This window comes from Nitratidesulfovibrio sp. HK-II (assembly GCF_003402415.2).
Lineage (GTDB): Bacteria > Desulfobacterota > Desulfovibrionia > Desulfovibrionales > Desulfovibrionaceae > Cupidesulfovibrio.
Genome location: NZ_AP036014.1, coordinates 773,620 through 785,066, shown reverse-complemented (window position 1 = coordinate 785,066; position 11,447 = coordinate 773,620). Strand labels below are relative to the sequence as shown.

At 66.7% G+C, this 11,447-nt stretch carries 12 protein-coding genes; 11 read left to right on the top strand and 1 reads right to left on the bottom strand.

What is annotated here, in order from left to right:
- The first annotated feature begins 19 nt into the window (after nt 1–19).
- On the top strand, nt 20–1,204 hold the full coding sequence (locus RVX_RS03065; protein WP_420192372.1) for an NAD-dependent epimerase/dehydratase family protein: 1,185 nt from the start codon (nt 20–22) through the stop codon (nt 1,202–1,204).
- A 91-nt stretch (nt 1,205–1,295) separates the two neighbouring features.
- Here the strand turns inward: RVX_RS03065 and RVX_RS03060 are convergent, their stop codons facing one another.
- Nucleotides 1,296–2,474: a sigma-54 interaction domain-containing protein gene (locus tag RVX_RS03060; RefSeq protein WP_420192373.1), complete on the bottom strand. Its 1,179-nt coding sequence runs from the start codon at nt 2,472–2,474 to the stop codon at nt 1,296–1,298.
- A gap of 249 nt (nt 2,475–2,723) precedes the next feature.
- On the opposite strand from RVX_RS03060, the gene RVX_RS03055 reads away from it, so the two are divergent.
- From RVX_RS03055 to RVX_RS03010, 10 genes are all read left to right on the top strand, one after another.
- Complete coding sequence (locus RVX_RS03055) at nt 2,724–3,701, top strand: sulfite exporter TauE/SafE family protein (protein ID WP_043609059.1); 978 nt, start codon at nt 2,724–2,726, stop codon at nt 3,699–3,701.
- A 24-nt stretch (nt 3,702–3,725) separates the two neighbouring features.
- Nucleotides 3,726–4,145 carry a DUF1634 domain-containing protein gene (locus RVX_RS03050; protein WP_420192374.1) on the top strand — a complete coding sequence of 140 codons (420 nt, stop codon included), beginning with the start codon at nt 3,726–3,728 and terminating at the stop codon, nt 4,143–4,145.
- Nucleotides 4,146–4,340: 195 nt separating this feature from the next.
- Nucleotides 4,341–5,936 carry a sigma-54 interaction domain-containing protein gene (locus tag RVX_RS03045; RefSeq protein WP_420192375.1) on the top strand — a complete coding sequence of 532 codons (1,596 nt, stop codon included), beginning with the start codon at nt 4,341–4,343 and terminating at the stop codon, nt 5,934–5,936.
- Between the two features lies 1 nt (nt 5,937).
- Nucleotides 5,938–6,285, top strand: a complete 348-nt coding sequence (locus RVX_RS03040) for a NifB/NifX family molybdenum-iron cluster-binding protein (RefSeq protein ID WP_420192376.1) — start codon at nt 5,938–5,940, stop codon at nt 6,283–6,285.
- On the top strand, nt 6,282–8,012 hold the full coding sequence (locus RVX_RS03035; protein ID WP_420192377.1) for a sensor histidine kinase: 1,731 nt from the start codon (nt 6,282–6,284) through the stop codon (nt 8,010–8,012). The genes RVX_RS03040 and RVX_RS03035 overlap by 4 nt, the downstream gene beginning before the upstream one ends.
- Nucleotide 8,013: 1 nt before the next feature.
- Nucleotides 8,014–8,403, top strand: coding sequence for a response regulator (locus tag RVX_RS03030; protein ID WP_420192378.1), 390 nt, complete (start codon nt 8,014–8,016; stop codon nt 8,401–8,403).
- Between the two features lie 49 nt (nt 8,404–8,452).
- Nucleotides 8,453–9,187 (top strand): sensor histidine kinase, encoded by a 735-nt coding sequence (locus tag RVX_RS03025; protein ID WP_420192379.1) that lies wholly within the window; start codon nt 8,453–8,455, stop codon nt 9,185–9,187.
- Between the two features lie 124 nt (nt 9,188–9,311).
- A complete protein-coding gene (locus RVX_RS03020) occupies nt 9,312–9,602 on the top strand; it encodes a hypothetical protein (protein ID WP_420192380.1) in 291 nt (96 codons plus the stop codon).
- 93 nt (nt 9,603–9,695) lie between these two features.
- A complete protein-coding gene (locus tag RVX_RS03015; protein ID WP_007524674.1) occupies nt 9,696–10,151 on the top strand; it encodes a response regulator in 456 nt (151 codons plus the stop codon).
- A 29-nt stretch (nt 10,152–10,180) separates the two neighbouring features.
- A complete protein-coding gene (locus RVX_RS03010) occupies nt 10,181–11,356 on the top strand; it encodes a sensor histidine kinase (protein WP_420192381.1) in 1,176 nt (391 codons plus the stop codon).
- The last annotated feature ends 91 nt before the right edge of the window (nt 11,357–11,447 follow it).

The following is an 11,447-nucleotide window of genomic DNA, read 5'->3' as shown; positions in this document are numbered from 1 at the left end:
AGCACCGGAGGAGGCCCCAATGCACATTCTCATCCTAGGCGGCGACGGATATCTGGGCTGGCCATCGGCCATGTATTTCTCCGCACGCGGTCACCAGGTTACGGTTGTAGACAATTACTTCCGCCGCAAGGCCTGTATCGATGTCGATGCAGACTTCCTCTACCCCGTCCCGAGCCTGCCGGAACGAGCCCGAATCTGGCACAAAGCCACAGGCCGGGAAATCAAGGTGATACTGGCCGACCTTTCGGACTCGGAGACCATGCGCGGCCTGTTCTCCGGCGCCGTACGTTACACATGGGCTCTGGATGAAAGGTTCACCGGCCTGCCGCACACCATCCTACACTACGCCGAACAGCCATCGGCCCCGTATTCCCTGCTGGACTACCGCCGTGCGAACATCACGCTCGCCAACAACCTCATCACGACGAACAACCTCATGTTCGCCGTGAAAGACTTCGCCCCCGATACACATATCATCCACATCGGCACCATGGGCGAATACGGAACACCCAATATCGACATCGAGGAAGGCTGGCTCGACATTGAACACAAAGGCCGGCGTGACAGATTTCTTTTCCCTAGACAGGCCAGCTCCATCTACCACACGTCAAAAATCATGGATACCGACCTGTTCTGGTTCGGCATTCGCACATGGAAGCTCCGCATGACAGACCTGATGCAGGGCCCCGTGTACGGAATTGAGACGGAAGAGTCACGCGTTGACGAGCGCCTGCGCCCCTACTTCAATTACGATGAGATATTCGGCACCGTAATCAACAGATTCGTGGTGCAGTCCGTCGCGCGGCACCCCCTTACCGTTTATGGAAAGGGGGGGCAAACCCGTGGCTATCTGAACATATGCGACACGCTGCAGTGTGTTTACAAGTCCTTCGAGACCCCCGCGAATCCCGGCGAACTCCGTATTTTCAACCAGATCACCGAAACGTTCACCGTCAACGAACTCGCTGAACGCGTCCAACGTGTTGGCACTGAACGAGGGCATGCCGTTCAGGTCAACCATGTGGAAAATCCTCGCAAAGAAGCAGAAGAGCACTACTACAACCCTGCTTATCAGGGCCTCCAGGGTATCGGCGTCACGCCTCACCCCCTCACGGACGATGTGTTGCATGGATTTTTTGCCATCGTCGAAGAACACAAGGCCAACATCAAGCCGGAGTTGTTCCTGAAGGGCGTGCGCTGGTAGCCCTCTTCCCCCATCCGCCACAACAGGAAACCGCCAAGACACCGGACATGAAAAGCCCGGTGCCTTGGCGGTTTTGCCGTCGCATATTCCCTCAGAACCGCAACCCGTACTCGCTGAACTTGTAGCGCAGGGTGCGCGGGCTTACCCCCAGCAGGCGCGCGGCCTCGCCCTTGTTGCCGCCGCTGGCGCGCATGGCCTTCAGGATCACGCGCACCTCGGCTTCGCGGCGGGCCACGTCCAGACTGAGGTCCTCGCCCATGCCCGCCGGGTGCACGGCGTGGATGGCCAGTGAGTCGCCCTGCCCCGTTGCGCTCCCCATCGCGCCGCCGTTCGCCCCACCAGGCAATCCATTGCCGCCTGAACCGTTGCCCCCAGCGCCCCCGGCGTACCCGCCAGCGCCACCACCCATGCCCGCCGCCCCCAGCGCCACGGCCGACCGCAGCTCCAGCGGCAGATGTTCCGGTCCGATGTCCCCTTCCGGGGCCAGCAGGGCCAGCCGCTCCACCAGGTTCTTCAGTTCGCGCACGTTGCCCGGCCACGGGTAGCCGCTCAGGCCCGCCTCGGTCTCTGGCCGAAAACGCATCCCGTGCCGATGGTACTTCTCGGCGTAATGGGCAAGAAAATGCCGGGCCAGCGGCACGATCTCCTCGCGCCGCGCCCGCAGCGGCGGCAGCGAAACGGGGATCACGTTCAGCCGAAAGAACAGGTCCGCCCTAAAGCGCCCCTCGCGAACCATGTCCGGCAGTTCGCGGTTCGATGCGGCGATGATCCGCGCCTGAAACGGAATGTCCCGCTGCCCACCGATGCGCCGGTACTTGCGCTCCTCCAGCACCCGCAGAAAGTCCGCCTGGTTGGCGGGCGGAATCTCGCCCACCTCGTCCAGGAACAGCGTGCCGTCCCCGGCCAGTTCGAAACACCCCTGGCTGGTGCGGTGCGCGCCGGTGAAGGCCCCCTGTTCGTGTCCGAAGAACTTGTCCGCGAACAGCTCGCCCTCGTGCACGCCGCAGTTCACGGCAACGAAGGGCTTGCGCGCCCGCACGCTCATGTCGTGGATGAGCCGGGCGAACAGTTCCTTGCCGGTGCCCGTTTCGCCGTGGATCAGAATGGGCGCGTCCGACGAGGCCACCTGCACGGCCAACTGTTTCAGGCGCAGCATGTCGCCGGACAACAGGAGAAACCCCGTTCCGTTCTGCAACGTTTCGAAATGAGGACCTTCCTGGCCCTCTCCCGGCAATTTGTTGCCGGTCTGCGGAAATTTTCTGCCGTCCATGCGTGAGGACTAGGCCATTTCCCAAGGTTTGGCAAGCGCTCACTGGTGGCACGAAACTTGTTACAGCAATCACAAATAACGGAGGCGACCAGACCATCACCTCTCTTTCCGGTGGGTTGCTGGCGCACAGGACGCAACGCGCATCGCACTACGGGGCGGAAAATCCAAAAACCACCCTGCATTGCGCGCCGCGATGGCGAGTTTTTGTTTCATCAATGTTTCAATGTTTCAAAAGGGGACATTACCGACATGAACACCGCTACCAAAGTCAGGTTCTGGGGCCCGGCGGTCCTCGCGGTCCTGCTCGTGCTGTGCTGGGCCCTTCCCGTCCTGGCGTCGGGGGGCGACGCCGCCTCCGCGGCCGCCGCAGCCATGCCCGCAGACGGCCACCCGTGGTGGTTCTGGCCCACCGCGCTGCTGTTCTTCTGTTTCATTCTCGGCATCATCGCCGTGCTCGCGGGCGTGGGCGGCGGCGTGCTGTTCGTGCCGCTGGTCAGCGGGTTCTTTCCGTTCCACCTCGACTTCGTGCGCGGCGCGGGCCTGCTGGTGGCCCTGGCGGGCGCGCTGGCGGCCGGCCCTGGTCTTCTGAAGCGCAACCTGGCCAGCCTGCGCCTGGCCCTGCCCGTGGCGCTCATCGCCTCGGCCTGCTCCATCGTGGGCGCCATGGTCGGCCTGGCCCTGCCCACCAACGTGGTGCAGATCTGCCTTGGCGGCACCATCCTGTTCATCGCCGTGCTGCTGCTGGTGTCCAAGAACACCGTGCGCCCCGAAGTGAAGAAGCAGGACGCCATCAGCGTTGCCCTCGGCATGGACGGCGTGTTCATCGAACCCTCCACCGGCGAAGTCATTGACTGGAAGACCCACCGCACCCTCCCGGGCCTGCTGCTGTTCATCGTCATCGGCCTCATGGCGGGCATGTTCGGCCTTGGCGCCGGGTGGGCCAACGTGCCGGTGCTCAACCTGCTCATGGGCGTGCCGCTGAAGGTGGCCGTGGGCACCTCCAAGTTCCTGCTGTCCATCACCGACACCTCGGCCGCGTGGGTGTACCTGAACCAGGGCTGCGTCATCCCGCTGATGGCCATCCCCTCCATCATCGGCCTGATGCTGGGCTCGTTCGTGGGCGTGCGCCTGCTGGCCGTGGCCAAGCCCAAGTTCATCCGCTACATGGTCATCGGCGTGCTGCTGTTCTCTGGCGGCAAGGCGCTGCTGAAGGGCCTGGGCATCTAGCCCGGCGCACAGGAGGAAACAGACATGTCCAATCAGTCCGTCAAGGCGTCTCCGGAACAGGTGACCTACGCCAACCTGCTCTACTACGGCTGCTGGGGTTCGCTGGCCATCATGGTCGTCACCTACCTCATCTACGTGCTGGGCATCCTGCCCCCGCACATCCCTCTGGACGTCATCACCCAGTTGTGGGGCCAGCGCGTGGGCGTATACCTCTCGCAGGGCAACGTGCCCACCGGCTGGGGCTGGGCCGTGCTGCTCGGCCAGGGCGACTTCCTGAACTTCATCGGCATCGTGCTGCTCGCGGGCATGACCATCATCTGCTACCTCACGCTGATCCCGGCCTTTCTCAAGAAGAAGGACCCGCTGATGGCCACCATCGCGGTGCTTGAGGTCATCGTGCTTACCGTGGCCGCGTCGGGCATCTTCGGCGCTGGCGGCCACTAGCATTCCGATCTGAAACGCGGTCGGCACATCCGCTTGCAAAAATGTGCCGCCCGTGGAACTGCCATGGGCAACGGTCCGGGACGCGACGCGGCGTCCCGGACCGGAGAAACGGAACGCCGGTTCGGCGGGATGTTCCGCATCCCGGCGCATCCCTTGGGCAACCGGCACAACGCGCAACAACGGAACAGGTATTTCGTGTCCATACAGCAGACAGGCCCAGCAGCCCCGCACACCACCCGGCCCCGTACCGGCGCTGGCGCACGCCACGGCGCGTCGCCGCTGCCGCACGTGGCGGGGCTTTCCCCCCTGCCGGTGGACCTGTCCGCCATGCTGGACGCCCTGCCCGTGGGCGTGGCCCTGCTGGACACCGACTGCACCATCCGCCTGATGAACCGCGCGCTGGAAACCCTTACCGGGTTCACCACGGCAGAAGTGCGCGGCATCCCCTGCCGCCACGCCCTGCGCGCCAGCATCTGCCTGCACCGCTGCCCGCTGCGCCGCCCGCTGACCACCGCATCCGGGGTCACCGTGGCCACGGCATCCGGCGCGCACTACGACCTGGCCGACGACGGCGAACGGTCACCGACGCCGCAGGCCCAGGAAGGCGACATCCTCAACCGCCACCGCCGCCGCATCCCGGTGCGCATGAGCATGGCCCCCCTGCGCGACGCCGACGGCCGCGTGGTGGGCTGGCTGCACGCCGTGGAAGACCTGACCCTGGTGCGCGAGCTGGAGGAAAAGACCGCCAAGGGCGAGGCCTTCGGTCCGCTGGTGGGACGCAGCGTGGCCATGGAACGGGTGTTCCAGGCCCTGCCCGCCGTGGCCCAGAACGACACCCCCCTGCTGGTCACCGGCGAGACGGGCACCGGCAAGGACACCCTGGCCGAGGCCGTGCACAAGGCGTCGTCGCGCGCCCGCGAACCGTTCGTGAAGGCCAGCCTGTCGTCCCTGCCCGAATTTCTGGCCGAGTCGGAACTGTTCGGCCACCGCAAGGGGGCCTTCCCCGGCGCGGACGAGAACAAGCCCGGCCGGTTCCGCATGGCCCAGGGCGGCACGCTGTACCTCACCGAGATCGGCGACCTGCCCCTGTCCATCCAGGGCCGCCTGCTGGCCTTCCTGGACGAGGGGGTCATCTACCCCGTGGGTGCCACGGAACCGGCATCCTGCGACGTGCGCCTGGTGGTGGCCACCAACCGCGACCCGGAACAACTGGTGGCCGAAGGCCGCCTGCGCGAAGACCTTTTCCGCCGCCTGTCCGCCGTGCGCCTGCACCTGCCCCCCCTGCGCGAGCGGGGCGAGGACATCGAATTTCTGCTCAACCACTTCATGGGCCACTTCGCCGCGCGGCTGAAAAAGACCGTGCGCGGCTGCTCGGGCAAGGCCCTGCGCACCCTGCTGGAGTACCCCTTCCCCGGCAACGTGCGCGAGTTGCGCAACATCGCCGAATACGCCGTCACCCTGTGCCACGGTGAAACGGTGATGCCCGCGCACCTGCCCGCCTATCTCTTCCAGGCCAAGGCAGAGGCCCGCCGCGCCGAGCGCGAGCGCAGGGCCGGGCGCGCCCTGTCACCCCTGTCGCCTCTCGCCGACAACGAGCAATCCGCCGCGCAGCAGGGCATGCCCGGCGATGCGGCCGAACCCCTGGCCCGGGCCAGCGTCAGCGACCTGGAGCGCCGCCTTATCGCGGACGCCCTGCACCGCACCGGCAACCGCCGGGGCGAGGCGGCCGAACTGCTGGGCTGGGGCCGTTCCACCCTGTGGCGCAAGATGAAACAGTACGGGATGTGCTGATATGCCCGCCACCCTGCTCATACCCCTGTACCGCGACGAGATCGCGCCCCGCTTCGACCTGGCGGGAGAAGCCCTGCTGGTGCACCTGGACGCCGACGGCGCGGAGCTTTCCCGTTCCAGCGTGCTGCTGGCCCACGCCTCGTCCGAAGAGCTGTGCCGCATCGCGCTGGAAGAAAAGGTACGCGCGGTGATCTGCAACGGCATCGACGACGAATTCTGGCAGTACCTGCGCTGGAAGCGCATCGAGGTCATCGACAACGTCATGGGTCCGGCGGACGAGGCCATCGCCCGGTTCCGGGCCGACGTGCTGCGCCCCGGCGACATCCTGTTCCACAGGAGCGAGCTGTGAGCCGCTTCGAGCACTTCCGCAGCCTGTTCCGGACCATGCTGGACGTGCCGGAAGAAATCGCGCCGGAACGCTACCGCGCCCTGCGCCGCAAGATCACCCTGCTGCTGACCACGGCCGCCGTGGTGCCGCTGGTCATCCTGTCGGCCATCAACTACCACCAGTACCGCGCCACCCTGACACGCGAAATCGTCACCCCCGTGCGCGGGCTGGTGAACAAGACCCGCCATTCCTTCGAGCTGTTCCTGGCGGAGCGCGCCTCCACGGTCAGCCTCATCTCGCAGGTGTACAGCCCGGCCGAGCTTTCCGACGAACGCAACCTGAACCGCATCTTCCGCGCGGTGAAGGGCGAATTTCCCGGCTTCATCGATCTTGGCCTCATCGACGAGAAGGGCGTGCACGCCAGCTACGTGGGCCCGTACAACCTCAAGGGCAAGGACTACTCCACGGCGGACTGGTACCAGCAGACCCGGGTCAAGGGCGTGTACGTCAGCGACGTGTTCATGGGCTTCCGGCGCTTTCCGCACATCGTCATCGCCGTGCAGCGCATGACCGACGACGGCCACTCGTGGGTGCTGCGCGCCACCATCGACACCGGGCAGTTCGACCGGCTCATCGCCTCCATGGGGCTGGAGCCGGAAAGCGACGCCTTCATCGTGAACACCGCCGGGGTGCTCCAGACCCCTTCGCGCTTCTACGGCAAGGTGCTGGACGAACTGCCCATGCCCATGCCGCCCATGACCTATGAAACGGCCACCCTGGAAACCACCGACCCGGCCGGGCGCGACGTGTTCATCACCTACACCTACTTCCAGCACGCCGATTTCGTGCTGATGGCGGTGAAGCCCCGCGCCGAGATTTTCAAGCCCTGGACCACGCTGCGCAGCGACCTGATCCTGCTTTTCGTCACCAGCGTGGCGCTGATCCTGTCCGTGGCCTTCGGCCTCACCGACCTCCTGGTGCGGCGCATGCGCGCCAGCGACGAACGGCGCATCGCGGCCTTCGTGCAGATGGAGCACACCCAGAAGCTGTCCTCCATCGGGCGGCTGGCCGCCGGGGTTGCCCACGAGATCAACAACCCGCTGGCCATCATCAACGAGAAGGCTGGCCTGGCCTCAGACCTCATGGAACTGGCCAGGGACTTTCCGGAGCGCGACCGCTTCCGCGCTCTGGTGGACGCCATCCTGCGCTCGGTGGAGCGCTGCCGTTCCATCACCCACCGGCTGCTGGGCTTTTCGCGCCGCATGGACGTGAACATAGAGCAGTTGGACGTCAACGACGTGCTCAAGGAAACCATGAGCTTCCTGGAACAGGAGGCCCTGCACCGGTCCATCACCACCTCGGCCAGCCTCGACCAGGCCATGCCGCGCATCGCCTCGGACCGGGGCCAGTTGCAGCAGGTATTCCTGAACATCCTGAACAACGCCTTCGCCGCCGTGCCGGACGGTGGTTCCGTGACGCTGGCCACCTGGCTGCGCGACCCGGACACGGTGGGCGTCTCCATCAAGGACAACGGCAAGGGCATGTCCGACGAGGTGCTTCGCCACATCTTCGAACCGTTCTTCACCACCAAGAAGACTTCGGGCACCGGCCTTGGCATGTTCATAACCTACGGCATCATCAGGCGCCTTGGCGGCGACATCGCGGTGCAGAGCAAGGAGGGCGCGGGCACCACCGTGACCGTGTTCCTGCCCGTGAAAGCCGCGCCAACGGCCACCCTGGGGAGCTAGCATGCAGGAACTGAAGGTTCTGCTCGTGGACGACGAGGAAGAGTTCGTCACAACCCTGGCCGAGCGGCTTTCGCTGCGCGGCATGGTCACGCGCATCGCCACCGACGGCGAGCAGGCCCTGCGCGCCGTGGAGGCGGACCCGCCCCACGTGGTGGTGCTGGACCTGATGATGCCCGGCATCAAGGGCACCGAGGCCCTGCGCCGCATCAAGGCCGGGCACCCCACCGTGCAGGTCATCCTGCTCACCGGGCACGGCAGCGCGCGCGACGGCATCGAAGGCATGAAGCTGGGCGCGTTCGACTACCTGATGAAGCCGCTGCGGCTGGAAGACCTGCTGGAAAAGCTGCACGAGGCGGGCAGGCTGGCCCACGCCGCCCAGGGCAACAGTTAGCCCCTGCACGAGCGCATCCCGGCACAACGCACCGCACAGGAAACACGGCATGGCACACGACGACACCCCCCGCATGGACGCCCCGGCCCACATGGACGGAAGCGACGCGGCCCACGAATGCGTGGGCTGCCTTGCCGCCTCGGCCACCCACGAACTGCAGAACGCCCTGGCGGTGATCCGCGAATCGGCCGGGCTGATGCAGGATCTCGTGTCCCTGTGCGGCGAAGGGCTGCCCCACCGCGACCGGCTGTGCACCATGCTTTCGCTGATCCAGGAACAGGTGGCGCGCGGGGGCGACCTTGCGTGGAACCTGAACCGGCTGGCCCACGCCTGGGAAGAGGACGGCGAATCCGCCCGCGAGCTTTCCACAGTGCTTGAGGAATTCGTGGCCCTGGCCCGGCGCGGCTGCGCCATGCGCGGGGTGCAACTTTCGCAAGGGGATGGCCCGGCCGTGCGCGTGAGCGCACCCGGCCTTGCCCTGCGCGCCAGACTGCTGCGGGCCGTGCGCTGCTGCCTGGGCGAGGGGCTGGCGGATGGCGCCGCGCCGCAGGGCAGGCCCGCCACCGGCGGCATGCTGGTGCTGCGCACGGCCATGCGTGACGGCACGCCGGGCGTGGAACTGGATTTCACCCCGCCCGGGGCGCTGTCCGGCTCCGGAACGACGGAGCTTTCCACGTCCAGCGCCGACATAGCGCGTTGCATGCGGGCGTGCGGGGCGGATGTGCGGCAGACGGAAGGGGCGCAACTGCGCTTCTTTCTGCCCTGCCCCAACTGCACCGCATGATGCAGACGATATTTTCCGCTTTCGCGTTGCAACGGTTTCAGCTACGATATAGCCAACTGCTCTCCTGAAACATTTGTCTCACGCTGCGGCAACATCCTGCCGCCACGGCACAACGGAGGAACGTATGGCAACACTTCGTGAAACGCTGGAACGCTGCTTCGCAGCCGTGGCCTTCGCCGATGCGGCGGAACACGGCGAGGCCATGCGCATGGCGGGCGTCACCGCCACCCCCGCATGCGCCGGGCGGCTTGAAGATGTCTTCGCGGCCGTGGCCTTCGCCGAGGCCGACTGCCACGACGCGGCCCTGGAAATGATGGGATGCGCGCGCCCCGCGCGCCGGGTCATTCACAACAGTTTCCTGGACAACGTGGGCCTTGGCGACGTGGCCGTGTGCTACGGCGTGGCGCCCATTTAGCGCATGAACAGTTAAGATGCACCGCGCGGCGGCTTCGCCACCGCCGCGCGGGTTTGCGGACCGAGTTTCACCCGAACCCGAAGGAGAGCAGTCATGAAGGGTATCAAGGTATTGCTGGTGGACGACGAGGAAAATTTCGTCCGCACGCTGGCCGAGCGCATGTCCATGCGCGACGCCGGGGCCACCGTTGCCCTGAACGGTGAAGAAGCCCTGCAGATGGTGTCCTCCGGCGAAGTGCCCGACGTCATGGTCCTCGACCTGCGCATGCCCGGCATCGACGGCATGGAAGTGCTGCGCCGCGTCAAGAAGGCCTACCCGCAGGTACAGGTCATCGTGCTGACCGGCCACGGCACCGAAAAGGACGAGGAAGAAGCCCGCCGCCTGGGGGCCTTCGAATACCACAAGAAGCCCGTGGACATCGACATCCTGGTGCGCGACATCCGCCGCGCCTTCCGCGAGAGGGTCGAGGACGCCATGGTGGCCGCCACCTTCGCGCAGGCGGGCGACTTCGACAACGCCCGCAAGATCCTTGACGAAGACAAGGAGTAGCGGCGCGGGCTTGCCCGCCCGCGGGTGGCATGATGCGCGCCCTGCTCGTTGACGACGAGACGGCATTCGCCGAGCTGCTGGCCGAACGGCTGCGCGCGCGGGGCATTGCCGTGCGCACGGCCTACGACGCCGAATCCGCGCTCGCGCTTCTGGACGCGGGCGAGGAGTTCGACGTGGCCGTGCTGGACGTGTGCCTGCCCGGGGCCAGCGGCATCGACCTTCTGCGCCGCATGAAGGCGCGCCTGCCGCTGGTCGAGGCGCTGATGCTCACCGGCTCGTCCGACGTGCGCAGCGCGGTCGAGGGCATGCGGCACGGGGCCTTCAACTACCTGCTGAAACCCGCCGACATCGACGATCTGGTGCGCGAGCTGCGCGCCGCCCACGAGCGCAAGCTGCGCCAGGAAGAAAACGCCCGCATGATCGAGGCGGGCAAGCTGGCCTCCATCGGGCGGCTGGCCGAGGGCGTGGCGCACGAGATCAACAACCCCGTGAACATCATGACCAACGCTGCGGGCTGGATCGAGGACCTGCTGGACGAGCCGGACCTTGCATCCAGCCCGCACGCGGCGGAAATGCGCCGCTCGGTGATCCGGATCAAGGCCCAGAGCCGCCGCGTGCGCGAGATAACCCGCAAGCTGCTGTTCTTCGGCAAGGGGTTGGACCCGCGCCCCGGCCCGGTGCGCGCGGCCGATCTGCTGGGCGAGGCCCTGCGCCTGCTGAGCGACCGGGCCGCCGACCTTGGCGTGACGGTGCGGCTGGACGCGCCGCCGGACCTGCCCCTGCTGGTGGCCCCGCCCGTGGAACTGCGCCAGGTGTTCGTGCACGTGGCGGAAAACGCGCTGGACGCGGTGGAATACGCCCAGCCCCCGGCGACGCAGCGCGAGCTTGCCGTCACCGTGCGGGTGGATCTGCCCCCGCCCGGCGACGCAGCCGCCCCCGTTCCCGGCGGCGAACTGTGCATCGCCTTCCACGACACCGGGCACGGCATCGCCCCAGAGGTGCTGCCCCACGTGTTCGAGCCCTTCTTCTCCACCCGGCCGGTGGGGCGCGGCATGGGCCTTGGCCTGTCCGTGGCCGTGGGCGTTGTCACCGCCCTTGGCGGGTTCATCGACGTGGACAGCCGCCCCGGCGACACCACGGTCACCCTGCGCCTGCCCCTGCCGGAAACCCCTGCCGAAGCGGCCCCGCCCACCTGCCAGGGGTAGGCTGGCACGCCGACCCACCACGCCTCCGCAGTGCCCCCCCGAAAAGAACCAGCCACGAGGCAATGCCGCGTGACTGGTGACGTTTCCGCTC